Origin of the sequence: Bacillus sp. FJAT-49736, from assembly GCF_018343615.1 — a bacterium.
In the GTDB taxonomy this organism is placed as follows: domain Bacteria; phylum Bacillota; class Bacilli; order Bacillales; family Bacillaceae_C; genus Margalitia.
The window spans coordinates 1,396,560-1,422,876 of sequence record NZ_JAGYPI010000001.1 but is presented as its reverse complement, the minus strand read 5'-3'; the positions used below and the strand labels follow the sequence as shown (position 1 = coordinate 1,422,876).

23 protein-coding genes are annotated in these 26,317 nt (G+C 36.1%); 17 read left to right on the top strand and 6 right to left on the bottom strand.

Translation table 11 applies throughout. The annotated features are described in order from the left end of the window. Positions 1-167 precede the first annotated feature (167 nt). The 3 genes from KHA87_RS07425 to mprF all read left to right on the top strand — a co-directional run bounded on the left by KHA87_RS07425 (position 168) and on the right by mprF (position 6,309). Complete coding sequence (locus tag KHA87_RS07425) at positions 168-2,357, top strand: DNA topoisomerase III (RefSeq protein WP_213093447.1); 2,190 nt, start codon at positions 168-170, stop codon at positions 2,355-2,357. A 282-nt stretch (positions 2,358-2,639) separates the two neighbouring features. After that, on the top strand, positions 2,640-3,617 hold the full coding sequence (trhO, locus tag KHA87_RS07420; protein WP_213093446.1) for an oxygen-dependent tRNA uridine(34) hydroxylase TrhO: 978 nt from the start codon (positions 2,640-2,642) through the stop codon (positions 3,615-3,617). A 142-nt stretch (positions 3,618-3,759) separates the two neighbouring features. Continuing rightward, positions 3,760-6,309 (top strand): bifunctional lysylphosphatidylglycerol flippase/synthetase MprF, encoded by a 2,550-nt coding sequence (gene mprF / locus KHA87_RS07415; RefSeq protein ID WP_213093445.1) that lies wholly within the window; start codon positions 3,760-3,762, stop codon positions 6,307-6,309. Between the two features lie 184 nt (positions 6,310-6,493). Here mprF and pepF read toward each other — a convergent pair whose 3' ends face one another. Further along, positions 6,494-8,305: an oligoendopeptidase F gene (gene pepF / locus KHA87_RS07410; RefSeq protein ID WP_213093444.1), complete on the bottom strand. Its 1,812-nt coding sequence runs from the start codon at positions 8,303-8,305 to the stop codon at positions 6,494-6,496. 215 nt (positions 8,306-8,520) lie between these two features. On the opposite strand from pepF, the gene KHA87_RS07405 reads away from it, so the two are divergent. From KHA87_RS07405 to KHA87_RS07380, 6 genes are all read left to right on the top strand, one after another. Continuing rightward, a complete protein-coding gene (locus KHA87_RS07405; RefSeq protein WP_101356451.1) occupies positions 8,521-8,727 on the top strand; it encodes a DUF1657 domain-containing protein in 207 nt (68 codons plus the stop codon). 70 nt (positions 8,728-8,797) lie between these two features. Beyond that, a complete protein-coding gene (locus KHA87_RS07400; protein WP_213093443.1) occupies positions 8,798-9,001 on the top strand; it encodes a DUF1657 domain-containing protein in 204 nt (67 codons plus the stop codon). Between the two features lie 17 nt (positions 9,002-9,018). Beyond that, on the top strand, positions 9,019-9,885 hold the full coding sequence (locus KHA87_RS07395; RefSeq protein ID WP_213093442.1) for a DUF421 domain-containing protein: 867 nt from the start codon (positions 9,019-9,021) through the stop codon (positions 9,883-9,885). Positions 9,886-10,005: 120 nt separating this feature from the next. Beyond that, positions 10,006-12,327, top strand: coding sequence for a xanthine dehydrogenase family protein molybdopterin-binding subunit (locus tag KHA87_RS07390; protein ID WP_213093441.1), 2,322 nt, complete (start codon positions 10,006-10,008; stop codon positions 12,325-12,327). Beyond that, complete coding sequence (locus KHA87_RS07385; RefSeq protein WP_213093440.1) at positions 12,324-13,157, top strand: FAD binding domain-containing protein; 834 nt, start codon at positions 12,324-12,326, stop codon at positions 13,155-13,157. The genes KHA87_RS07390 and KHA87_RS07385 overlap by 4 nt, the downstream gene beginning before the upstream one ends. Beyond that, complete coding sequence (locus KHA87_RS07380; RefSeq protein WP_213093439.1) at positions 13,158-13,622, top strand: (2Fe-2S)-binding protein; 465 nt, start codon at positions 13,158-13,160, stop codon at positions 13,620-13,622. A gap of 42 nt (positions 13,623-13,664) precedes the next feature. Here KHA87_RS07380 and hpaB read toward each other — a convergent pair whose 3' ends face one another. The 3 genes from hpaB to KHA87_RS07365 all read right to left on the bottom strand — a co-directional run bounded on the left by hpaB (position 13,665) and on the right by KHA87_RS07365 (position 17,424). Further along, positions 13,665-15,095 (bottom strand): 4-hydroxyphenylacetate 3-monooxygenase, oxygenase component, encoded by a 1,431-nt coding sequence (hpaB, locus tag KHA87_RS07375; protein WP_213093438.1) that lies wholly within the window; start codon positions 15,093-15,095, stop codon positions 13,665-13,667. Between the two features lie 120 nt (positions 15,096-15,215). Then, positions 15,216-16,835 (bottom strand): ABC-F family ATP-binding cassette domain-containing protein, encoded by a 1,620-nt coding sequence (locus KHA87_RS07370; RefSeq protein WP_213093437.1) that lies wholly within the window; start codon positions 16,833-16,835, stop codon positions 15,216-15,218. A 397-nt stretch (positions 16,836-17,232) separates the two neighbouring features. Then, on the bottom strand, positions 17,233-17,424 hold the full coding sequence (locus KHA87_RS07365) for a hypothetical protein (protein ID WP_213094332.1): 192 nt from the start codon (positions 17,422-17,424) through the stop codon (positions 17,233-17,235). Between the two features lie 151 nt (positions 17,425-17,575). Between KHA87_RS07365 and KHA87_RS07360 the strand changes: the two genes are divergently transcribed. The 4 genes from KHA87_RS07360 to KHA87_RS07345 all read left to right on the top strand — a co-directional run bounded on the left by KHA87_RS07360 (position 17,576) and on the right by KHA87_RS07345 (position 21,529). Continuing rightward, a complete protein-coding gene (locus KHA87_RS07360) occupies positions 17,576-19,111 on the top strand; it encodes an FAD-dependent oxidoreductase (RefSeq protein ID WP_213093436.1) in 1,536 nt (511 codons plus the stop codon). Positions 19,112-19,307: 196 nt separating this feature from the next. Then, positions 19,308-20,099: a 3D domain-containing protein gene (locus KHA87_RS07355; protein WP_213093435.1), complete on the top strand. Its 792-nt coding sequence runs from the start codon at positions 19,308-19,310 to the stop codon at positions 20,097-20,099. A 266-nt stretch (positions 20,100-20,365) separates the two neighbouring features. Beyond that, the gene (locus KHA87_RS07350) at positions 20,366-20,575 is read left to right on the top strand and encodes a zinc ribbon domain-containing protein (RefSeq protein ID WP_213093434.1); all 210 of its coding nucleotides are present in this window, start codon (positions 20,366-20,368) and stop codon (positions 20,573-20,575) included. Positions 20,576-20,620: 45 nt separating this feature from the next. Continuing rightward, positions 20,621-21,529 carry a Gfo/Idh/MocA family protein gene (locus KHA87_RS07345; protein WP_213093433.1) on the top strand — a complete coding sequence of 303 codons (909 nt, stop codon included), beginning with the start codon at positions 20,621-20,623 and terminating at the stop codon, positions 21,527-21,529. Positions 21,530-21,711: 182 nt separating this feature from the next. Here the strand turns inward: KHA87_RS07345 and KHA87_RS07340 are convergent, their stop codons facing one another. Then, the gene (locus tag KHA87_RS07340) at positions 21,712-22,893 is read right to left on the bottom strand and encodes an alanyl-tRNA editing protein (RefSeq protein WP_213093432.1); all 1,182 of its coding nucleotides are present in this window, start codon (positions 22,891-22,893) and stop codon (positions 21,712-21,714) included. Positions 22,894-22,970: 77 nt separating this feature from the next. Further along, positions 22,971-23,108 carry a protein YhfH gene (gene yhfH / locus KHA87_RS07335; protein WP_213093431.1) on the bottom strand — a complete coding sequence of 46 codons (138 nt, stop codon included), beginning with the start codon at positions 23,106-23,108 and terminating at the stop codon, positions 22,971-22,973. Between the two features lie 181 nt (positions 23,109-23,289). On the opposite strand from yhfH, the gene KHA87_RS07330 reads away from it, so the two are divergent. From KHA87_RS07330 to KHA87_RS07315, 4 genes are all read left to right on the top strand, one after another. Then, positions 23,290-24,117: a VanW family protein gene (locus KHA87_RS07330; protein ID WP_213093430.1), complete on the top strand. Its 828-nt coding sequence runs from the start codon at positions 23,290-23,292 to the stop codon at positions 24,115-24,117. Positions 24,118-24,191: 74 nt separating this feature from the next. Next, on the top strand, positions 24,192-24,872 hold the full coding sequence (locus KHA87_RS07325; RefSeq protein WP_213093429.1) for a sigma-70 family RNA polymerase sigma factor: 681 nt from the start codon (positions 24,192-24,194) through the stop codon (positions 24,870-24,872). Continuing rightward, on the top strand, positions 24,865-25,473 hold the full coding sequence (gene clpP, locus KHA87_RS07320; protein WP_213094270.1) for an ATP-dependent Clp endopeptidase proteolytic subunit ClpP: 609 nt from the start codon (positions 24,865-24,867) through the stop codon (positions 25,471-25,473). The genes KHA87_RS07325 and clpP overlap by 8 nt, the downstream gene beginning before the upstream one ends. A 146-nt stretch (positions 25,474-25,619) precedes the next feature. Further along, entirely contained in the window at positions 25,620-26,105 is a 486-nt protein-coding gene (locus KHA87_RS07315) for an ABC transporter ATP-binding protein (RefSeq protein ID WP_349305560.1), read from the top strand. Positions 26,106-26,317: the final 212 nt, after the last annotated feature.

Sequence of the window (26,317 nt, the reverse complement as noted above, 5' to 3'; positions counted from 1 at the left end):
AAAGCAGTTTAATCAGGTTTATAGAGAGAGTAAGGATGTAAGACAAGAAGTAGAGATCTTTAACAAGCAATGTCATTTATGATTGTCAAAAGAAGGTTTTCCTTACTGCTCATCTTGAAAACTGTGGTATATTAAACGGTATATAGTTAGTAAAGGAGTTTAAATAAATGGCAAAGAGTGTAGTAATTGCTGAGAAACCATCAGTTGCACGTGATATAGCAAAAGTATTAAAGTGTACAAAAAAAGGTAATGGATTTTTAGAAGGTGACAAATACATCGTGACTTGGGCCCTCGGGCATTTAGTGACGCTCGCAGATCCGGAAGTTTATGATAATAAATATAAAACATGGAAACTTGAAGATCTTCCGATGCTTCCAGAACGTATGAAATTAGTTGTGATAAAACAAACGGGAAAACAGTTTAATGCTGTGAAAAATCAACTTACTCGAAGTGATGTTAATGAGGTGATTGTGGCTACCGATGCCGGAAGAGAGGGTGAGTTAGTTGCACGTTGGATAATTGAAAAAGCAAAAGTGAATAAACCAATTAAACGTTTATGGATTTCTTCCGTTACAGATAAAGCCATTAAAGATGGCTTTGCAAATTTAAAACCAGGTAAGGCATATGACAATTTATATGCCTCAGCTGTTGCCCGTTCAGAAGCAGACTGGTACATCGGTTTAAATGCCACTCGTGCACTAACAACAAAATTCAATGCTCAATTAAACTGTGGGCGTGTACAAACACCAACTGTAGCTATTATTGCTGGGCGTGAAGATGAAATTAAAAACTTTAAAGCTCAAACATACTACGGTATCGAAGCTCAAACAACTAACAAATTAAAACTAACTTGGTATGATGCGAATGGTAATAGTCGTAGTTTTAATAAAGAAAAAATTGATGACATTGTAAAGAAACTAGATAAACAAAATGCAACCGTTGTGGAAATTGACAAAAAACAGAAGAAATCATTCGCTCCTGGTCTTTATGATTTAACTGAATTACAACGTGATGCAAATAAAATATTCGGTTACTCTGCTAAAGAAACATTAAACATTATGCAGAAGTTATATGAACAACATAAAGTGCTAACGTATCCTCGTACAGATTCGCGCTACATTTCATCGGATATAGTTGGAACACTTCCTGAGCGCCTAAAAGCGTGCGGTGGAGGAGAATACCGCTCTTTAGCACATAAAATTTTAAATAAACCGATAAAATCTAATAAGTCTTTTGTTGATGACAGTAAAGTAAGTGATCACCACGCAATTATTCCAACAGAAGGGTATGTTAACTTCTCGGCATTCACAGATAAAGAGCGTAAAATTTATGATTTAGTTGTAAAACGTTTCTTAGCTGTTTTATTCCCAGCATTCGAATACGAGCAACTAACGTTACGTACAAAGGTTGGCAATGAAACGTTTATTGCACGGGGAAAAACTATTATACATGCTGGCTGGAAGGAAGTATACGAAAATCGCTTTGAAGACGATGATGTAACTGATGAAGTAAAAGAGCAAATTCTACCTCGCACTGAAAAAGGCGATACATTAACTATAAAGCTAATTATGCAAACATCAGGTCAAACAAAGCCACCTGCACGATTTAACGAAGCGACTTTACTCTCTGCAATGGAGAACCCTACAAAATATATGGATTCACAAAACAAACAACTCGCCGATACGTTAAAATCGACTGGTGGATTAGGTACTGTAGCGACACGTGCAGATATTATCGACAAACTCTTTAATTCATTTTTAATTGAAAAACGTGGTAAAGATATTCACATCACATCCAAAGGTCGTCAGTTACTTGATTTAGTACCAGAAGAGTTAAAGTCGCCTACTCTAACAGGTGAATGGGAACAAAAACTTGAGGCAATTGCAAAAGGGAAATTAAAAAAAGAAGTATTTATTTCAGAAATGAAGAACTATACAAAAGAAATTGTTGCTGAAATTAAATCGAGTGATAAAAAATATAAACATGACAATATTTCAACTAAATCTTGTCCAGACTGCGGTAAACCAATGCTAGAAGTAAACGGCAAAAAAGGAAAAATGCTTGTATGCCAAGACCGAGAGTGTGGTCATCGTAAGAATGTATCTCGTACAACAAATGCTCGTTGCCCTCAATGTAAGAAGAAACTTGAGTTACGTGGGGAAGGCGCTGGTCAAATTTTCGCATGTACATGTGGCTATCGTGAGAAATTATCTACATTCCAAGAGAGACGAAAAAAAGAATCTGGAAACAAAGCGGATAAACGTGACGTTCAAAAATTTATGCGTCAACAGAAAAAAGAAGAAGAACCATTAAATAACGCATTGGCTGAAGCATTAAAGAAGCTAAAGTTTGACTAAATCCATATTTAAGGGGCTATTCACAAAGATTAAATGTCTTTATGAAAACTTATCATGGCATCAAGCACTTTGCACCAACACTTGTTTTAGTATAACGGAAAATGAGCTTAAAGGATTGATTTAGAGTGCGAAAAGGGGAAATATGGATGATTGTACACAATTTCTCCCTTGCACAATTGGCGTTATTTTTATACAATAATTTGTTGTAAGAGACAAGTGTATATCAAATACAACCTAAATACATTTATATCTTGCAAATATAAATCGATAGGTGGTAATAACATGACAGAAGAAAAGAAGCCTTATAGAGTATTGTTGTATTATTTTTATACAACTATTGAAAATCCAGAAGAATATGCTGCGGAACATCTAGCATATTGCAAGGAGCTTGGATTAAAAGGAAGAATTCTAGTTGCTCAAGAGGGAATTAACGGAACTGTTTCCGGTACAATTGATCAAACAGAGCAATATATGAATATGATGAAAAATGATCCTCGCTTCGAAGGTATCGTGTTCAAAGTGGATGATGCAGATGGTCATACATTTAAGAAAATGCATGTAAGACCTAGACAAGAGCTTGTTACATTCCGATTAGAAGACGATATTAATCCTAATGAGCTTACAGGGAAATACTATAGCCCGAAAGAATTTTTCGAAGCAATGCAGGATGAAAATACAGTAATATTGGATGCTAGAAATGATTATGAGTTCGAAATCGGTCATTTCAGAGGAGCTATTAAGCCGGATATAAAAACATTCCGCGAATTACCAGATTGGGTTCGGGATAATAAAGATATGCTCGAGGGAAAGAAGATTTTAACTTATTGTACAGGTGGAATTCGTTGCGAGAAATTTTCAGGTTGGTTAGTCCGTGAAGGTTTTGAAGATGTAGCACAGCTACATGGCGGAATTGTTACTTATGGTAAGGATCCAGAAGTGCAAGGAGAGCTTTGGGACGGTCAATGCTATGTTTTTGATGAAAGAATCGCTGTTCCAGTTAACCATAAAGAGCACGTCATTGTAGGAAAAGATTATTTTACAGGTGAACCATGCGAAAGATATGTAAATTGTGCAAATCCTGAATGCAACAAACAAATTCTTTGTTCAGAAGAGAATGAACATAAGTATTTACGCGGATGTTCACATGAATGCCGGGTACACCCTAGAAATCTTTATATAAAAGAGCATGGATTAACACAAGAAGAAGTTGCAGAACGCTTAAAGCGTATTGAAGAAGAAAAAAATATGGTTAAAATGTAATGTAAGAAAAAAGATAGCAGAAATATTGCTATCTTTTTTTACTATTATGATTACCACCTTTATTAGCCATCATAAAGAATATAAAGTTTTAAAATAGGAAAGTTTTAGTATATACTAGTGGATAGGTTTAATTTGAAAGCGGGTGCGGTGTTTGAAACTGAATAAGAAGGCTTTATCAACATTAAAATTCTTATTCCCAGTTGTTCTTCTATTATTTATTTTTATAGAATCCAGAAAAATGATCAAGAATTTTGATATAAATTTAATCAGAAATCATCTGGACCAATTAAATGTACTGAATGTCTTGATTATCATCGTTTTGGGAATTATTGCAGTTACACCAATGCTATTTTATGATATTGTCCTGAATCGGATTTTGAATTTACAAATACCAAAATGGAAGATGGCTAAGTATTCCTTAACCATTAATACATATTCCAATTTTATTGGCTTTGGTGGAGTAGCAGGTTTAAGCTTACGGACATACTTTTTTAAAGGGAAATTCAAGGATCGCGGGATGCTCGTCAAAAATATAGCGCAAATATCCCTGTTTTATTTGGCAGGGTTATCTATTCTAAGTTGGGTTGTTTCCCTCGGTATTATGCAAACAAGCTTTTTGGCAGGAATGAAATGGATTAAATTGGCAGTATGGGCGATAAGCCTATATGCTCCTATCCTAATCATCTTAACCAAGCTTAGAGAACGAAAATCTCAAGCGGAGCATTTTAGAAATGTTCATATTATAGAACTTATTGTTATATCCATTTTTGAATGGATGTTTGCCATGATGCTGTTTTTGACAATTGCGAATATACTCCATATACATATTAACCTAAAGGAATTATATCCTATTTTTATTGTTGCATCGTGTGCGGGGATTGTAAGTATGATTCCTGGTGGGATTGGATCTTTCGATTTAGTAATGATATTAGGTTTTGAAAGTATGCATGTACCTACCGAAAAAATATTGCTGATCTTGCTTTTTTATCGTTTCAGCTACTATATAATTCCATTTTTACTTGGGACTGTATTTTTCGTAAGGAAACTTTGGAGGGATTTGGACAAGCCTTACAGACAGGTTATCCATTTTTTGGCAAGGAATATTAGTCACTGGATTATTACGATTCTAGTTTTTTGCTCTGGTATTATCTTGTTGATATCAGCATCTTTGCCTGGAGTCTTAGATAGAATAGTTTTTTTAAGAGAGTTTCTGTCCTTTCCGATTATGAATCTTTCCCATCAACTGTCTGTCGCTACCGGTTTACTCTTGCTTTTTTTGTCGAGGGGAATTGAATACAAGGTGAAATGGGCCTATTATTTTACAATGTTCTTGTTAATTTTCGCCGCTGTTCTTTCCCTTACGAAAAGCCTTAATTATGAGCAAGCTATTTTTTTATGCGTAGTTGCTTTTATATTATGGCTATCCAAAAAAAGTTTCTACCGTCTTAATTTTGTCGTTACATGGGGACGAGCAGCGATTGATTTACTAGGGATATTATTCTTTATCATTCTGTATATTTTTATTGGATATATGAATTTACCGGAACATAGTGAGAAAATGAAAATCAATCATTTCTTACGGAAATATATGATTTTAAATTCAGGTGATCTTTTTAAAAGTGCTTTTTTAGGTTTGATGATTGCACTTATTGTCATTTACTTTGTCTATTGGTTAAGGAAGCCTTATGAAGCTCAATTTCGTTCGTCCATTCATGAAACAGATAAAATCATGCAGCATTTGCAAAAATACGGTGGTACGGTTTTATCTCATCTGATCTTTTTACATGATAAATTAATCTATTGGAGCAAATCCGGAAATGTATTATTTGCTTTTCAAAAATATGCGGATAAGCTAGTGGTTTTAGGTAATCCAATAGGGGATGAGAGGGAATTTCATGATTGTATTGAAGAGTTTCATGATGTAGCTAATATTTATGGATATACACCCGTATATTATGAAGTGACAAAAGAAATGCTGCCAAAGCTCCATGAGAATGGATATGACTTTTTCAAGCTAGGGGAAGAAGCATATGTTAATGTAGAGGAATTTTCTTTGTCAGGTAAAAAGATGAAAAATCTTCGAGCGGTTAAAAATAAATTGGAAAGAGAAGGCTTTACCTGTGAGGTGTTGGAACCTCCATATTCAGAAGAACTATTGAACCGGCTTCACTTTATATCCGATGAATGGCTTCAAGGAAGGCTGGAAAAGGGATTTTCATTAGGATTTTTTGATAAAACATATATAAGCTTAGGACCAATTGCTGTCGTGAAAAACAGCGATGAGGTTCCAATTGCCTTTACGAGTCTAATGCCGAAGTATGACCAGCATAAAACGTTATCATTAGATTTAATGCGTCAATTAGCCGATATACCTCCAGGTATAATGGATTTTATGTTTTTGCATTTGTTCGAATGGGCAAATCAAAATGGCTATCAAAACTTTAATATAGGAATGGCACCGCTTGCGAATGTTGGACTATCGAAGTATTCATTTTTGGGAGAAAAGATTGCTTCACAAATTTATCTCCATGGTAGCTTTATCTATCATTTTAAAGGACTTAAAAATTTCAAAGAAAAATATGCGGATACTTGGGAGCCGAAGTATATGGCTTACCGTAAAAAAACTTCGCTTCCTTTAACAATGGTTCAGGTAGCATTACTTATTTCAAAAAAACGCCCTAAAACCGAGTGATAACAGGTTAGGGCGTTTTTTCATTTTCTTTAAAATGGATGTTTTGTAAAAAGTGTTGTTTTTAATAGCATATTATAAGTCTTAATGTAGTCACCGAGTAGCTTTTTTTAACAAAAGAGTGCTGATTCTATACCCATGATAAAATTTACAATGAATGAAGCATCATAGTTTATGAAAGATGTTATTATAAATAACTTTTTTCTAACTCATCTACTAGATAGCCTACATAAGCTACAGCTTTTTTGATTGCATCTGGTTTTGACATATCTACACCTGCTTTTTTAATTAGCTCTAGCGGCGTTAATGTCCCACCAGCCTTTAATACTTCCAGCCAACGATCTACTGCAGGCTGTCCTTCCTCCTGAATCATCTGTGAAACTGCTGTCGAAACGGTTAAGCCTGCTGAATAGGTGTATGGATATAGCCCCATATAATAATGTGGCTGACGCATCCATGTTAGTCCAGCACCTTCATCTAGCTCTACAGCATCACCCCAGAAGTTCGCTATTACTTCATATTTTTGTTCGCAAAGTGTTTTGGCAGTTAATGGTTTACCCTCCTCTGCAAGGCGATATACTCTCCGCTGGAATTCACCTTCAAGCAAATGAGTAACAAAATTGTGATAGTATGTACCTAATAAGCTCGAAATTACCCAACGCTTCATGCGTTTATCGTTCGTTTTGGACAGAATATGATTTGCAAGCAATAGTTCATTCATGGTTGATGGAGCTTCTACAAAATAAGTAGAAGGACGTGTATTCACAAATCTTTGATTACGGCCTGCAAGATAAAAATGACCTGCATGGCCCAATTCGTGTGCCAGAACAAAAGCACCGCGCATTGTATCGGTCCATGTAATTAGAATATAAGGGTGTACCCCATAAGGACTAGAGCAAAATGCACCTGTGGACTTACCGATATTGTCTGCTAAATCTACCCATCTTTCGGTTAATGCTGTTTTCATAATTTCGCTGTATTCCGGACCCATTACCTCAAGAGCTTCTAGAATCATACCTGCAGCTTCATTAAAGGTCGTTTTAGGATTGAATTCCGGGTCTAGAGGTGCTTTTAAATCACAGAAATGCATTTTATCTAAGCCTAATTCCCGTCTTTTCAAATTAGCAAAGCGTTGCATATGGGGAGCTAATTCTTTTTGAATAATATCTAATTGATTATGATACATTTCCAATGTGACCTTTTGAGGGTGTAGAAGCATTTCTGTCACAGAGGAATATTTGCGAGCGCGTGAAATGGCGACTTGTTTCTTAACCTCTGTCGCATAAGTAGCAGCAAAAGTGTTTTTATATTGTTCAAGTGTTTTTATAAAGGAATCATATGACTTCCTTCGTACCTCTGTATTAGGAGATAATTCGTAACGGTCTTCATAAAGAGCAAATGACATTGGTAATTCGTACTCACCATCTACAATAGAATTAAATTGCATATCGGAGGATTTGCTAAGCTCATAAATCGTATACGGTGCATTATGTATTTCACTTAAGGATGCTAATAGTTCTTCTACTTCAGGAGAAAGTACATATTTTTTTTGCTCTAATATTTCACTTAATTTATTCTCAAATACAGTTAGTTCTGTTTCTTGTTGTAGATATTGTTCGATAGTTCCTTCGGGTAGAGATAGAATTTCTGTCTCAATAAAAGATAAAGCTGCTCCTAATTTGGCATGCATGGCTGCCACTAAGGATGAATTACCTTGGTTTGTAGGATCAGAGCCGTCCTCGGAGGATTTAAGGCTAGCATATGTTGAAACTCTTATAACACGAATGTAGAGCTGTTCTTCAGCGTTTAAACATTCCAGTAATACTTTCGCACCGGAGTTAAGCTTTCCTTTAAATTGGGTAACTTTTGAGATGTCGTCCTCTATGGCTTTAAGCTCGGTCTCCCATTGCTTTTCATTAGCAAATAAATCCTCCAAATTCCACGTATTATCCACAGGAACTTCGGAACGTTTTAATCTCTTTTCCACTGTTTTTTGCATTTATTAGTCCTCCTTTGAAAAATAAGAATAATGGGAACATTTCGTGATACTAACAATTTTCATTATATATTAATTTGAAATGTTTGAATATATGTAATTCTATTCTTTATTCTTGCCTTAAGGGAATTTTTTCAAATAATAAATGTGAGGATATCATCACAAAATATATTCGTTCAAATATGAACAAATAATAGCAAACCCAGGAGGGAGTACGTATGACTGTTATTAATAACATTAAACAAACGGTTTCAGGATTAAAAAGTGCACAGGCAAACTTAGAAAGCTTTGCTTTAGCAACGGATAATCAGCAAGCGAAGCAGCTGTATCAATCATGTGCACAACAAACACAATCTATTATTGACACATTAACGCCGAGGATGAATGAGGTAGAACAAGAAGAACCACAATATAAACAACAGTAAAAATAGTCAGAGCCGGCGGTTTTGAACATGCAGACATGGCCGCCGGTAATGGAAAAAAGGGGGAATGATTGTGACCATTGCATCGGATGTGAAAAATTGTATAGCAAGTCTAAATGGAGCGAAAAATAGCTTTAGTCATTTAGCCATACTTGCCAGAGATGACGAAGCAAAGCGTATATTCCATGAATGTATGATGGAAGCTGAAGCTATTATGCAAGATCTGCAAAACCGTGTCTATGTACTGGAAAGAGAAGAACCCCAATATAAGGGATAAAGAAAGGAGAGTGTGTTATGAACTTACCAGAGTGGCTGAATATTGTAATTAGGTCTTTTTCATTACTTATTGTTTTGTTTTTACTTACAAAAATTCTTGGTAAAAAACAAATTTCACAACTCTCGTTATTTGAATATGTAGTTGGTATTACGATAGGAAATATTGCTGCCCAAACCTCAACGGGTGTAAAAGATAATTTCTTTCACGGCATATGTAGTTTATTAGTTTGGACGATTATTCCCCTTGCTATAAGCATGAGTACCTTAAAAAACAAGAAAATGCGAGAAATGTTGGAAGGTAAAGCAACTGTTGTCATCAAGGACGGAAAAATTCAAGAAGATAACTTAAATAAAGAAAAATATAGTGTGGATAATTTAATGGAGCTGCTTCGAAAGAAAAATGCTTTTAATATTGCAGATGTTGAATTTGCCGTGTTAGAGCCAAGTGGTGATTTAAGCGTGCTGTTAAAGAAGGAAAGTCAACCTATAACACCGAAAGATATAAGGTTAGTAGTACCTTCTGAAAAAGTACCGCAAACGGTAATTATGGAGGGGAAAATTTTAGATGAGCCACTTGGGTTAACTGGTTATAATCGAGCTTGGATAGAGACGGAACTACAAAAGCTTAATGTTGCTCTTGATAATGTTGTCATCGGGCAAATTGATTCTTACGGAAAATTGACAGTCGATATTTATGACGACAAAATTCAGATTCCAAATTCCCAGGAGAGAGCCCTATTACTTGCTACTATAAAAAAATGCCAGGCCGATTTGGAGTTATTTACACTTGCGACAGATTCCAATGAGGCAAAACAAATGTATAGAAAGAACGCTGAAAAGCTCTCCAATATGGTAGAGCGGGTGAAGCATTTGCTGAATGAATAATACTCGTCGGATGATGGCGAGTTTTATTATTTTTCTGGAGCTAAATAATTACATATATAGAAAGGATGATGCATATAGAATAAAGGTACCATTTCTGTTCTGGGAGGAGGTTATCGCCTTATGTCCGGATTAGGCAAAAGCGTCTTAAGAAAAGAAGCACATGATAAAGTAACAGGCAATTCTAAGTATACAAATGATCTACCCTTTAATCATGTTTTAGAAAGCGAGTTCGTACTTAGTCCATATGCACATGCAAAAATTTTATCGATAGATACTTCAAAAGCAAAAACCATCCATGGTGTAAAAGCTGTTATAACCGGTGAAAATCTTCCGCTGACCGGAGAAGATATTTTTGACAGACCACCTTTAGCATATGATAAGGTACGTTATTATGGTGAGCCCGTTGTAATGATCGTTGCGGAAAAAAAATATCAGGCAAAACAAGCTGCAAATCTAGTGAAGATTAGCTACTCCCCACTACCCGTAGTCAATTCACCAACGGATGCTTTCCAGCAAAATGCCCCGTTAGTCCATGAAAACCTAGGAAATTACACAGTTATGAAAGGTATATATCCGGTGCCAGGCACCAATATCGCAAATCATTCGAAGATTCGAAAAGGAGATATTGATGAAGGTTTTTCGAAATGTGATGTCATTATGGAAAAGAGCTATTCCTTTACACAAGCAGACCATGCCGCAATGGAAACAAGATGTGCCATTGCAGAAATCACTCCATCCGGAAAGATTATCATATATTCAGCTTCTCAAGCCCCCTATTTAATAAAAAAATCCATTTCCAATATTTTTCGTATTGAGGAGGGAAAAGTGGAGGTTCACACTCCTTTGGTTGGCGGAGCGTATGGGGGAAAGGCAGCCATTCAACTGGAATACCTGGCTTATATTGCATCTAGGGAAGTTGGCGGAGTCCCGGTGAAGGTTTTGAATTCCAGGGAAGAGGATCTGGTTATGTCTCCGGTTCACATTGGACTGGATGCAACCGTTAAAATTGGCTGTACTCTTGATGGGAAAATTCTAGCTGCGAAAATAACCCACTTGTTTGATGGAGGAGCATATTCGGATAAGGGTGTAGACATGAGTAAATCTGCCGCGATAGATTGTACCGGTCCATATAATATTGAAAACGTGTGGTGCGACTCTTATTGTATGTATACCAATCATCCATATTCCACTTCATTTCGGGGCTTTAGCCACTCAGAACTAACATTTGCCATGGATAGAACGATTGATATTCTAGCAAAGGAAATCCATATGGACCCCATTGATTTTCGCCTGAAAAATGCCATTAAGGAGGGGGATACTACCCCAACCCAAACAGTATTGACTGCAAGTAATATTGGTAATTTTACAAAATGCTTAGTGCGATTAAAAGAAATGCTAGGTCCCAATATTGAATATAGACAAAAGCTTTCTTCCGGAAAAATAAGATCAATCGGAATTAGCGGATTATGGAAAACATCCAATATTGATTCAGATGCTGGTTCCGGTGCTATTATTACTTTCAATGATGATGGAAGTATGAACCTTAACACTGGTTTAGTGGAAATAGGTCAAGGGACAAAAACTGCCCTAACACAAATTATTGCAGAAAGGTTTCAAATGGATGTAAGCATGGTCCATGTAAAAATGGCTGTCGATACGGAAATTACACCAGAACATTGGAAAACGGTGGCAAGCAGAGGTACCTTCATGGTGGGTAGAGCAGTAATGGATGCTTGTAATGATGCAATTGATCAGTTTAAACATATTGCTGCAAAAATTCTTTTAGTGGAGGAAGAGGATTTAGAAGTTGGTGGTGGAAAGGTATACTTAAGGGCAAATCCAGCTAAAAATATTCCAATGGCAGATCTGGCACATGGTTATAAATATCCAAAGGGAAGTGCCATTGGCGGTGAAATAATTGGAAGAGGCAAATATATATTACGCAATATTGTACCCATTGATCCTGAAACCGGAAAGGGAATGCCTGGACCAGAATGGACAGTTGGAGCGGAGGCAGTAGTAGTGGATTTTGATGAAGCATCCTTTACGTATGAACTAAAAAAGGTTTATGCAGTTATTGATTGCGGTAGACTGATTAACCCACTACTTGCTAGAGGACAGGTGATGGGGGCTGCTCATATGGGATTAAGCTTTGCTACAAGGGAAAAATTTGATTTTACGAATGAAGGGATTGTATTAAATCCACAGCTAAGAACCTACCATTTGTTACGATATGGGGAAAATCCGGAGTATTTTGTGGATTTTATTGAAACTCCATTTTTAGATTCTCCATATGGAATTCGAGGGATTGGGGAACATGGTATTATCGGTATTCCAGCTGCATTATCTAACAGTTTATCCAATGCGCTAAATACAGAAATAATGACACTTCCATTAACACCTGAAAATCTATGGCGGACAAAAATAGGAGCTGGCTTATGATATCTAGTAATTTTGAATACTTTAAGCCAGGAACTATTCAAGAAGCAATTAATTTATTTCATTCTTTGCGGCAACAAGGAAAAACTCCGCTGTATTATGGTGGTGGAACGGAAATTATCACACTCAGTCGAATAAATCTATTGCATACAGATGCAGTTATTGATGTAAATGGGATACCTGAATGTAATAGTTTAATGGTACAGAATCAAAAATTTATTCTTGGCTCTTGCATTTCTTTAACTCAAGCAGTCTATCAAGATCATTTTCCGTTATTAAGCAAAACCGCCCGTGAAATAGCTGATCAGACAGCCCGAAATAAAATTTCACTTGGTGGTAATATTTGCAGCAATATCCGCTTTAAAGAGGCAATTCTTCCGTTTTTGGTTACAGAGGCTGAAGTAGTCGTTGCTACTTTAAACGGCGTAGAAACGCTTTCTTTAAAAGCAGCTTTTGATGAGGAATATCAATTACCATTAGGAACCTTACTCATTCAATTAATTGTTGATGAAAGATATCTAAGTGCGCCATATTATGCAAATAAGATAAGAACGATAGGAACGGTGGGATATCCTGTACTGTCGATAAACGCTATTAAAATAGATGGACGATTAAAAATTGCGGCAAGCGGAGTATCTACTCTTCCAATACAATCTGAACTAATCGATGATCCATTAAATAATGGGCAATTTTCATATACAGAGCGTATTAAAACTGCTATAGAGCAATGGACGCAGCCTATGATTAACGATATACAAGGCTCGATTGAATATAAAAGATTTGTGTTAGAAAGGACCCTACATGAAATTTTTCACCAGCTGGAGGTGGAGTAAATGACAGACTCGCAATACTTTAATGGCTACTTACAAGTTAATGGTGAAGCCAGAGAGGTACACATTCGGGCCAGGGATACACTATTAACGATTATTCGCGATCACTTAGGGTTAACTGGCACAAAGTATGGATGTGGAAATGGCGATTGTGGAGCCTGTACCATTATCGTCGATGGATGGCCGCAAAAGTCATGCTTAATCCTTGGAATTGAATCAATTGAAAAAGAAATTGTAACGATAGAAGGATTACCATATTCCCCTATTCAACAGGCATACGTAGAGAAAAATGCTTTCCAATGCGGTTATTGTACACCGGGATTTATTATGAATGCACATGCTTTAACTACTCTATTTCCGGAGGCAGATGAGGAAATGATTCAAGACTGGTTGGAGTCTAATATTTGCAGATGTACTAGTTATCAGGAAATGATGGAGGCCATTCATAGTGTATTAAAAAGGGAGTAACCAATCCGGCTATATGATTGGTTACTTTTTTGGGGAGTGTTTTTATAAGAATTCATTTATAAAATTCACATAATCTCCCTTTTCATAACCATTATATAATCCTATTCCTAATTTTACAGGGTCTCCAAAAAAGAATCGCTCAAAGTGAGTTTGTCGGGTTCCGAATGGACTCATGCAAAAATCCCATGCTAATCGAAATAGTTTTATTTTATCTTCTGCACAAGAATTGGCTCCTTGAAGATAAAGATCAATATATTCTCTTACAGGTGATTGAAAATCCAATTCCGTTGGAAGGGTTATTAAGCTGCTTCCACTTAAAAGCTGTATAATTTCCACTAATCGAGGATATATGCGCGGATAATAATTAATAGCTGCATTTAACGGTTTGGCATCCGGCACTAAAGTTCCCCAACTATTTTCTTTTGCTTGTATTTCTGCAGATAATTGCAGTCCTTTCAATATTTCAAGTGTAACGATGATTTCACTCACCTTGTCTTTTACATGTTGATATTCCCCAATATTAATTGCATCAACGATTGCTTCGGAAAGGCCGAGAATAAATTCAGTCTTTACTATCATTCTTGTGACTGCTTGATAGAGTAATAATGTATTAAAATTTGTTTCCGTAAACATTGAATAAGCAATGTTGTAATCCTTATATAGAAAAACATTTTCCCAAGGCACTAGGACATTGTCAAATACAACTACAGTATCCATTTCCTCGAAGCGGGATGAAAGGGGAGAGTCAAAAGGGGAATCGTTTAATACAAAAGATTCGCGGCCAAGAAATTTCAAGCCAGGTGTGTTAGATGGTATAGCAAAAGCATAGATATAAGATTCATCGATAAAATTACCGCCTGCCGGAATAACTAAAATCTCATCTGTAATCCCACCTTGGGTAGATAATAATCGTGCCCCGTGGATGATTATTCCATCTGAAGTTTCTTTGACTACTTTTGCAGCAATAATGTTTGAACTCGAATCCTCCAAATAACTTGCGGAACGATTAACTTGTGGATTGATAAAAGTATGAGTAAATGTTAAATCGTAATCCATAGCTTTTTCGTAAGTTCGGAGAATATTGGTTCCGTATTTCGGGTCGTTTTTTCCAAATAATTCATGTGCAACACCTAATGCCATGATCCCGCTATTCACATAATCTGGTGATCTTCCTAAAAGTCCTGCATTTGTTTTGGACCATAACTTAGTGGCAATCCTTCGTTTTTGTAAATCTTCTATGGTTTTAGGCTGTTGAAAAGAAAAACCAATTTCTTTATTACTTGGTGACCTAAAGGTTAAAAGATCCTTATGAAGGGGAGATTTTTGCATATCAAATAAGTGTGCCTTGCTTTTTAAAATGCCTTTGAAGGCTGGATGGTCCGAAATCTTTCCACTAATTTTTTGACCGTTTATCCATACCTCATTATTTAAGGAATCGATTCGTTTGATATATTCAAGCCCTGAAATTGTCATTTATCCCACACCTTTTATAAATATATATATATGTTTATGAAATTTGGAGTTAAAAGGTATAGTATTTGTTTCTTTTTTATAATAAAAAAAAGGAACCAACTGCGTTGATTCCTCTATACCTTATGCATATAATTTATTCAATTGAGTTTGAATCTCATCATTTTCTAAATATTCGTCGTATGTCATGACTTTATCCACCATACCGTTTGGAGTAAGCTCCATAATCCGATTGGCAATCGTTTGAATAAACTGATGGTCATGGGAAGCAAAAATTAGCGACCCTTTAAAGCGAATCAAGCCATTATTCAAGGCAGTGATGGATTCAAGGTCTAAGTGGTTTGTCGGTTCATCCAGCAAGAGAATATTTGCACCGCTCAGCATCATCTTGGATAACATACAGCGGACCTTTTCTCCCCCTGATAAGACATTTGCCTTTTTCAATACCTCTTCACCGGAAAACAGCATACGACCGAGGAAGCCTCTTAAAAAGCTTTCGCTCTGATCAGCAGGGGAGTATTGTCGTAACCAATCAACAAGGTTCAATTCCCCGTTCTCAAAGTAATCGGAGTTATCCTTTGGAAAATAGGCTTGTGAAGTAGTAACGCCCCATTTAACGGTACCGCTGTCTGGATCCATTTCTCCAGCCAGGATTTTAAATAGAGTTGTTTTAGCTATTTCATTTTGACCTACTAGGGCAATTTTATCATCCTTATTCATGATAAAGCTGATGTTGTCTAATACTTTAACCCCATCAATTGTTTTCGTTAATCCTTCTACTCGCAGTAAATCATTCCCGATTTCGCGTTCCGGAGTAAAATGAACATATGGATATTTTCGCGAAGATGGTCTAATATCGTCCAACGAAATTTTATCCAATAGCTTTTTACGTGAAGTTGCTTGTTTTGATTTAGAAGCGTTAGCACTAAATCTCGCAATAAATGCTTGCAATTCTTTAATTTTTTCTTCTTTTTTCTTATTTGCTTCCTGCATCATTTTTTGGGCAAGCTGACTGGACTCATACCAGAAATCATAGTTTCCGACATAAAGTTGAATTTTACTGAAGTCTAGGTCGGCAATATGAGTACAGACTTTATTTAAGAAATGGCGGTCATGGGAAACAACGATTACTGTATTTTCAAAGTTGATAAGGAATTCTTCCAACCATTGAATGGCCTTCAAATCCAAATGGTTGGTCGGCTCATCCAATAGTAAAATATCTGGTTTGCCAAATAGTGTCTGAGCTAGCAATACCTTGACTTTCTCAGCCCCTGTTAATTCCTCCATTTTCTTATAATGAAGTTCTTCTCCGATACCTAGACCTTTTAAAAGAATAGCAGCTTCTGATTCAGCCTCCCAGCCGTTTAACTCAGCAAATTCGCCTTCCAGCTCTGCTGCTTTCATTCCATCCTCATCAGTGAAATCCGCTTTCATATATATTGCATCTTTTTCCTGCATCACCTCATACAGACGGGTGTGCCCCATAATGACAACCTTTAGTACTTCGAATTCCTCGTACTCAAAGTGATTTTGCTTTAGTACCGCTAGACGCTCACCTGGAGTAATATGAACATCACCGGTTTGTGGCTCTAATTCCCCAGCTAAAATTTTCAAAAATGTAGATTTTCCTGCTCCATTAGCTCCGATTAGCCCGTAGCAGTTGCCAGGAGTGAATTTAATGTTGATATCTTCGAATAATTTACGATCTCCATATCGTAAACTTACATTATTAACCGTAATCAATTTATTACAACCTCCACAAATATTATCTGTTTGATTATATCATGTAATAAATTGAAAAGGCATCTTTATTCGTTGCATTGGCAGGTATAGCACAAAAATGGTAAAAATCATAAACGGAAATTAGTTCGTTTTTTGGACAAAATGGAGAAACTTTGAAGTGGAAATGTTTCATAGAGTGGGTGTAGAGGACAAAATGCTAGGGTAGCTGAGGCAAATAGTCTGATAGAAGCAGTTCAATGGACAAAACGCAGGAACCAAGTTAGCAAAATGACTCCAAGAACGTGTAGTAGACAAAATGGAGGCAACCCTTGACAAAAGGTCTCATAGTATCACACTTAAAAGACATGTGTAAAGAAATAGCCCCCAAAATGTCTTTTGAAAAAAAATTAATCATCCATCATAAATTTTCATTTTGCTGCTGAATTTCGTCTTTTGCAAGAATGGCATTTGCAGATTTCAAATGTTCGTATTCATTAACCGCATCACCTGGTGCATATTTTTGCCCCGTTGCATTATCAGCAGGAGTATTGATAGTAATTACTGGCCGTTCTGGTGCATTTGTCAGTATTTCATCTTGTTTGTCTTTCATTTTATTCCCCCCATAAAAATTTTTTCCTATTAAAAGTTTTTCTTTATATATCAAAACTATACATTCCGTCATTATTTTTACTATGGCCTACATTACTTTAGGTAATTTGGTGAAAACTAGTATAAATTTTATGCAAATGGAGGTATAGAGGATGGCAAACGAGGAATCCAGTAAACAAATCCCGCAATTTCCAGAGCCATTATGGAGGGATAAAATAGAGCTTCCAACATTTTCCCCGTTGTTAGAGGAAATTGAGGTGGACGTTGCTGTAGTAGGGGGCGGAATTACCGGAATAACAACTGCCTATATGCTGGTAAAAGAGGGCTTTAAGGTTGCAATAATCGAAGCCGGCGTATTGTTGAATGGTACTACTGGACATACTACGGCAAAAATAACGGCGCAGCATGGATTAATATATGATGAGCTAATGCAAACTATTGGAGAAGAAAAAACAAAGCTTTATTATGAAGCAAATAAAAATGCAATAGAATTTATTCGAAATACGGTAAGAGAAAATAATATTGACTGTGATTTGACGAATGAAGATGCATATGTTTATACAAATTCTGAGGAGTATATTAATAAGTTGAAAAATGAAATGCTGGCATATGAGAAGCTTGGAATAAGCGGTAATATTCTGGACAGTATTCCCATTGATATGAAAGTGAAAGCTGCTTTAAAAATGAATAATCAGGCACAATTTCACCCAATTAAATATTTAAAGCCATTAGTAGATTACATAGTGAAAAGCGGCGGATTGATATTTGAAAATACTACAGCAACCGATGTAGATACGGAAGATAAATTGAAGGTAAGAACGAGCGGTGGACCAACTATCGTTAGCAAATATGTTTGTGCATGCTCCCATTTTCCTTTTTATGATGGACTTGGTTTTTATCCTACTAGAATGTATGCGGAAAGGTCTTATATTATTGCCATCAAACCAGAAAAAGAATTACAAGGTGGTATGTATATTAATGCCGAGCAGCCAACACGTTCGCTGCGAAATGTGATGCTGGATGGGGAGAAAGTATTATTAGTAGGGGGAGAGAACCATAAAACAGGACAAGGAATTTCTACTATATTACATTATCAAGCATTGGAGAATTACGCAGAACAAACATTTGGGATAAAGGAATATTTATTTAGGTGGTCCGCACAAGATTTAACAACCCTAGATAAGGTTCCATACATTGGACAGATTACAGACGGACATCCGAATATCTTCGTTGCAACTGGTTTTCGAAAATGGGGAATGACAAATAGCACGGTTGCGGCAAATTTAATGAAGGATCTTATCATGGAAAAAGAAAGTCCATATTATGAACTATTTACACCTTCGCGTTTTGGGGAGACTAGCTTTAAGTCATTTATTTCAACAAATGTGGATGTTGCTAAGCATTTATTAGAAGGAAAATTAGAATATCCACTCATGAATGTTCATGATTTAGAGAAAGACGAGGGTGCGGTCGTAAGGGTCAATGGAAAGCGAGCTGGTGCTTATCGGGATAAAGAGGGCAAGATTCATATTGTAGATACAACCTGTACACATCTCGGCTGTGAGGTGGAGTGGAATTCGGGTGACCGCACATGGGATTGTCCATGTCATGGCTCCAGATTTTCCATCCATGGAGATGTGATGGAAGGACCAGCAGAAAGTCCATTGGAGAAAATCGCAGACGAATAAAAAGACTAGGGTGCCTGGCACCCTACTGTTTTCAAATTAGGAATATTTTGATTTATTACAATGAAAACTTTCGGTACAAGGGATGAAATCGGACCGTAATGAAATGTAAATGCTCCTGTCATTGGTTTGTTATTTTCGTATGTTACTATTGGCTCTGTTAGTAAAATCTTTTTACTGGCAGATAGGAGGTAATAGAATGAAAAAAGCATTCACTGCGATAGCTGCAGCATTTACGCTGACAGGTCTCGTAACGAGTAATACTTTTGCTGCCGAATACAATGTGAAAAAAGGTGATTCGCTTTGGAGCATTTCCAAAGAAAAACAATTAACCGTTGATCATTTAATGCAATGGAATCATCTTAAGACCGATTTAATTTATCCAAATCAAAAATTAACCATTTCGAATAAAAAAACATATGAAGTAAAAAATGGAGATACTATTTGGGACATTGCCAAAAAATATCATGTTACTACAGATCAAATCAAGAAATGGAATAAACTATCCGCTGATTTGATCCATCCCAATGATATATTAGTAGTCTATCCAGAAGAAGATGTAAAAAATGATGTGAAAGCAGTAGCATCTAAAAAACCAAAATCTTCTTCTGCAAAGAATACTAATCAGACAATAAAGTCTGTTAAAACAGTAAAAAAATCGGTTAAGAAAAAGGCAGTAAAGAAAACAATAAATAAGGTAAAAAAAGAAATTAAAATGAAAGCAACAGCATATACAGCAAACTGTGCGAAATGCTCTGGCATTACAGCAACTGGAATTAATATTAAAAAGCATCCAGAGAAAAAGGTAATTTCCGTTGATCCAAACATTATTCCACTAGGATCAAAGGTGTATGTGGAAGGCTATGGATACGCTGTTGCTGCAGATACTGGCGGTGCCATCAAAGGTCATAAAATTGACATTTTTATTCCGTCTCTTTCCAAAGCAAAGCAATGGGGAGTTCGGAATGTTAAAGTGAAAATAATTGATTAGTATTATAAGGAGACTTTATTTCAAATCGAAATAAAGTCTCCTTTTTTTATGCCTGTATTCCTTTGTCTGGTTACTTTCAGTACATAGTTATTAATCCAAAATATAGACTGTGTTGCCCGGTAGTTATTCATAAATATTAATATATAGCAGCTAAATGGATAATGATTAATTTCCTTCAATCATTGCAAAATAGTAAAAGAAAAGAGCATTTCCAAAACAAAAAATAATGTATAATCTTCTTAAAGGAAAAGAAGGAGAGTGGCAACATGACAGAAAAAAGAGGTTGCATAAAATGCGGCAGTTCAGATGCTGGTCAAAAGGATGTAGCGATGACAGGAACAGGTCTATCGAAAATGTTTGACATTCAACACAATCAATTTACGGTTGTTTTTTGTAAAAACTGCGGATATTCTGAATTCTATAATAAACAATCATCAACTGCTTCAAATATTCTTGATTTCTTTTTCGGAGGGTAAACAGATAAAAGTAAAAAAGTTACTATAGAAATTGAGGGTGAATTCATGCAAAAACTAGGTATTATTGGTTTAGGTGATATTGCGGCAAAAGCATATCTCCCTATATACGGAGCAAAAGAAGATGTCGAATTTCATCTTTATACAAGAAACAAAGAACGACTTGCCAGCATTTCTAGGCAATATCGATTCGATAACATCCATCATAGTCTTGAATCGCTAATTGAGAGTGGGATAAAGGGAGCTTTTGTTCATTCCTCTACGGAATCCCATTTTGAAATTGTACATACTCTATTGGTAAACAATATTCATGTATATGTGGACAAACCGATTACTTATGATTTTGATTCATCGAAGAAATTAATGGAGCTTGCTAAAAAAAATGGCCTATGGCTAATGGTTGGATTTAATCGCAGATATGCACCTGCCTACCAAAAATTGAAGGAATTGCAAAATCCGAACATGATCATTATGCAAAAAAACCGAAATTCCCAGCCAAGTGATATAAGAACATTTGTGTTCGATGATTATATTCATGTGCTTGATACGATGAGATATTTGTTTCCTGTAAATATTGAAGATATTGTTGTTTCGGGTAGGAAGGTAGGGAATACTCTGTATCATGCAATTGTCCAGTTTATTGGTAAAGGATGTAATGCTATCGGGATAATGAATCGAGACAGCGGCACTACGGAGGAGAGATTGGAAGTAATGTGTCCAAATGAAAAAAGAGTCGCAATCAATGTCTCGGAAGTTATTCAATATCAAGACCGCAATGAATTAAAGATTGTGGGGAGCGATTGGGAGCCAACCCTTCATAAAAGGGGATTTTATCAAATTGTAGATGAGTTTATTCACACTGTAAATAATGACGAAGCACCTAAAATTTCAGCAAGCGACTTACTTCAAACACATGAAATATGTGAAATCGTTGTATCTAAATTAGAACAGCTTTAATAATGGCTCTTTTCTTAAACATTATTACTTTATCCAACGAACGACCTAAACCTCGGTTATGAATGAATAACTTTCTTAAGAAAAGATGCCCCAAGTTAAGACAATATGAGGTTTTATAATAATATCCGAGAAACAACAACCTATCCGAAAACTGCCTACATAATAAAATCCCGCAACTATTATTAGCGGGATTTTATTATAGAGTTATGTTTAACATGTTCGAGAAAGGCATTCATGTCAGACTCATTCGCAAATATGACTTGTGCATTATTTTTTGCACCGCCGCCTTTACCATGAAAAGACGAAATATGTTCCTTCACAAATTGTCCGCAATGAAAATCAACTTCTCCGTTATGCTGTAGAAGGCACTTTTTATCTGGAATAGATGCTAATACGACTAGCTTATTCTCCGTATCCATTAATTTTCTTGAAAGAATTTGCAGTTCTTGTAGAGTTTTCTCTGCAAAAGCTTGGACAATGAAAGGTCCTTTGTTTTTTTGGAGCAGGGACTCTGCTAGGAATATTGCATTCTCGTTTAATGCTTCATCCAATTTGCGTCCCACTTCTTTCTTTTCATTTTCCATTTTTTTGATGCGCTCTATCAAGTCTTCCTTAGAGGTAGAGAGATATTTGGTTATTTCTGTGAGTATATCGTGCTTAACATGGTAATCATGAATGGCTCTAAACCCACATAGAAAATGCAATCTTGTATTCCCACGCTGCTTTTCCGTCTTCACTAGTTTCAATATACCGATCTCAGAGGTTTGCAGCACATGTGTACCGCAGCAGGCCGAATAATCTATGCCCTCAATTTCCACAATTCTGATTTCCCCTTTGACATCCGGAATTTTTCTTAAAGGAATCTGCGATAATTCATTCTCTTTAACCAAATATGTTTTTACCTGTTTGCCTTCATATATGTATTGATTGACTTTTGCTTCTATTGTCTGTAATTGCTCATATGTAAGTTCAGGTATGTCCAAGTCGATTGTAACGGTTTCTTCTCCAAGATGGAAGCTAGTTGTATGTACATCATATAATTCAATGCATACGGCAGATAATAGATGCTGGCCGGTGTGGTGCTGGGTATGATCGATTCTTCGTTTCTTATCAATCCTACAGTGCACAGTTTTGGTGTCAGGTTTTGATTCTAAGACATGAAAGATTTCTTCCTCTTCTTCTACTACATCCAATACCTTCAGGGTGTCTATATAACCAGTATCATGCGGCTGTCCACCACCAGTAGGATAAAAAGCTGTTTTTGCCAAAGTTACGTATATTTTATTATTCCGTTCTAAAATACTTGTAACTTCAGTCGTCCATTCATATGTTTGCGGTTCACTGTAGTATAATTTTTCGGTCATAATATTCACACCTTTCCATTCTTTATTTTTTATTATAAAGAGTTAGGAAACCGTTGGAAAGGAAGAGGAGTAATATGCTACTCCTCTTTCTTAGCAAGACAGCGGTCACATTCGATTAAATAGGATTCTGCTTGTTCTTCATGGATATTTTCCCCGCATTCAGGACAAATTTTTTTCGGTAGAGTGCGGAAAAACTCAATGGGATTTACTAACATACGATGATTCCTCCTTTTCAACTACTATAATACAGTTTATATAATTTTATTCTGTTATGATACAGTATATGCACACGTTGAGTCAATGGTTATTCCGAATAATCAAAAAAGTTAGAAAAACATTGATGCATTTGGAAGTATCTGCTAGTCTTTAGTAAAAAAGGATAAGGGGGGGCACCTGGTGGATATAACGAAATTGCGTCCAAAAAGAAGGTCACGTATAAGGATTTTTATCGGGAAATATTATTTTACCTTGAAACGATATTTCGCATGGATTTTTGATAAAAATAAATATGCGAAAGAAAAACAATTGGAAAACTTTCCGCATATCATTCATAAGCATCAAACATTGCTGTTGAGGAAATTACGTGGTGTGGATATGTGGTATCAACATAATAAAATTAAAAATCTTGAGATTGCGATAAAACAAATAAATGGGATAATAATTAAACCCGGAGAAACCTTTTCTTATTGGAAGCTAATCGGTAAACCGACGAAGAAAAAAGGCTATGTAGACGGAATGGTTCTCTACTATGGCAATTTTAAGAAAGGGTTAGGAGGTGGACTGTGCCAGCTCTCTAATTTAATCTATTGGTTAACGCTACACACCCCTTTGACCATAACAGAAAGAAATCGTCATAGTTATGATGTATTTCCAGATTCAAACCGTACTCAGCCGTTTGGGAGTGGTGCCACCTGTGCCTATAATTATCTGGACCTCCAGATTAAAAATGATACCGATCAACCATTTCAATTAGTTCTTTCCTTGACAAACACTCATTTAGTAGGTGAATGGCGTGCAATATCGCCACCATTATACAGCTATAAAATTTATGAGAAAGAGCACCAAATTATCCCTGCCTATTGGGGAGGATATATTCGTCATAATGTCATTCACAGAAAAATATTTAACCGTCAAAATCAATTGTTGGATGATGAATTTGTTGTTGAAAACTATGCCATTATGATGTATGAGCCTTTGCTTGAGCAAAATGCAGAAAGTAATTAAAAAATTTTATATACCCGTAACTTTTAATTGTCTATAAACGTTCATTAAATAGAGGTTCAAAAGGAGTGATCACTTTGAAAACCAAGCTTGGTAATGAATCTATAAAACATGATCCAATAATAACTTCAAAAATAATTCATATGTATCCTGCATTAAAGAGGTACTGCCAATTTTTAACGAAAAATGGGTGGGATGCGGAGGACCTTGCACATGAGGCGATAGAAAAAATGTATAACAAATATATGGTGGAGAAATCGAATATTTCCAACGCGTTGCTTTATCGCATTGCACATAATCAATGGGTGGATCAGATCCGCAAACGTTCAAAAGAAAATGCTGAACTACAGGTAGAACCTTCTATTGATCCGTTGAAAACTTTACCAGAAGTATATTCGATAAGTGAAAAATTAGTTAAAAAGCTGACTCCGCAGCAAACCATCATCTTTATCTTAAAAGATGTGTTTCAATATGATATGAGTGAAATTGCAAAACAATTGAATCTCAGCGAAGGAGCTATAAAGTCATCCTTGTTTCGAACTCGGCAACATTTAAAAAGGATAGCTAATGAGGATGAATCTCACACTCCACCTAATCAAATAGAAGCGGAACACCATCGTTTGCTGCTTGATTATGTTATACATTCGATTCAACAGGAGCAACCGCTGATTTTAATCAAGCAATACAAAAAATTATTCTCTGGATCTATACCAATGTGTAAAGGTACCTTCACCCTCTCTTTACTTGCAGCTGCATAATAATAGGGAGGAAAAGTCTTTGAATACGATTCCATATGTGATAGAACAGTCCTCGCGTGGAGAACGATCTTATGATATTTATTCCAGATTGCTAAAAGATCGGATCATTATGATTGGGGATGAAATTAATGATCATATCGCCAATACGGTGGTAGCACAGCTATTGTTTTTAGCCGCAGATGCTCCGGATAAGGATATCTCGTTGTATATAAATAGTCCTGGAGGATCAACCTCCGCAGGATTTGCGATTCTGGATACGATGAATTATATAAAGCCCGATGTGCAAACGATTTGTATTGGTCTAGCTGCTTCCTTTGGTGCTATGCTATTAATGTCAGGTGCAAAGGGAAAAAGATTCGCCCTTCCAAATAGTGAAATTATGATTCATCAGCCATTGGGAGGTGCGCGGGGGCAGGCCACTGAAATTGATATATCCGCCAGAAGAATTTTAAAATTAAAGGAACAAACTAATCAAATGATTGCTGATTTAACCGGACAGCCGCTTGAAAAGGTAAAATCTGATACAGAAAGGGATTACTTTTTATCGGCGGAGGAAGCGAAGGAATATGGGATAATTGATAAGGTTCTTCTTCAAAAATAATAAGCAAAGGAGTACAGACTATAGATGCTGTACTTCTTTTTTAGTTAGAAATTAAGTATTCCAAAACACAATGCATGCGGTTGAATACTTAATCAATACAAGGGGGGGGATAAAATGCTGCGTTTCATCTGGCAGGATTGGTGGCATTGATCAAAAGACTAGCTAATTTTCACTTTGACAAAAGAGTATTTATCTTTCAACAATTTCACCTTTTGCCTACTCTAACTGCATTAGAAAATGTCATGTGTCCGCTTTTTACTCGAAAGGTTAATTATAGCAAGAAGACTCGTGCCGAAGAATTGCTTTGTGAAATGGGCTTGGAGACTAAGCTTCATTCACTGCCTTCTCAGCTTTCCGGAGGGCAGCAGCAGAGGGTTGCGATAGCGAGAGCACTTGTACATCATCCCGATTGGATTCTTGCCGATGAACCAACTGGTAATTTAGATTCGGAAAGCAGTAAAATTGTGTTTGAGCTGTTAAAACGTTTGAATAAGGAGAAAGGCTTAGGAATCATATTCATTACCCATGACCCTGAATTAGCAAAACAAACGGACAGAATTATTGAAATAAAAGATGGAAGGGTAGTATCGGATACAAAATTAACATCCAATGAAAAGATCGTAGGTTTATAAAATTATTTGTAAATAAAGTAAAAATGGTCCAAGCTCCGGCTTGGATTTTGTTTTTGTAAAGAAATATTTATGTGCTATAAAGCTAGGATATTAAGTAAAAACGAACTGTTGCAAATGTAACAGTATTTATAAAAATCTTGCAATTGTAAAATATTTTGTAATATTATGGACATATTAATGTAGGTCCTTATTGTTTACGAAAGGGGAAATCT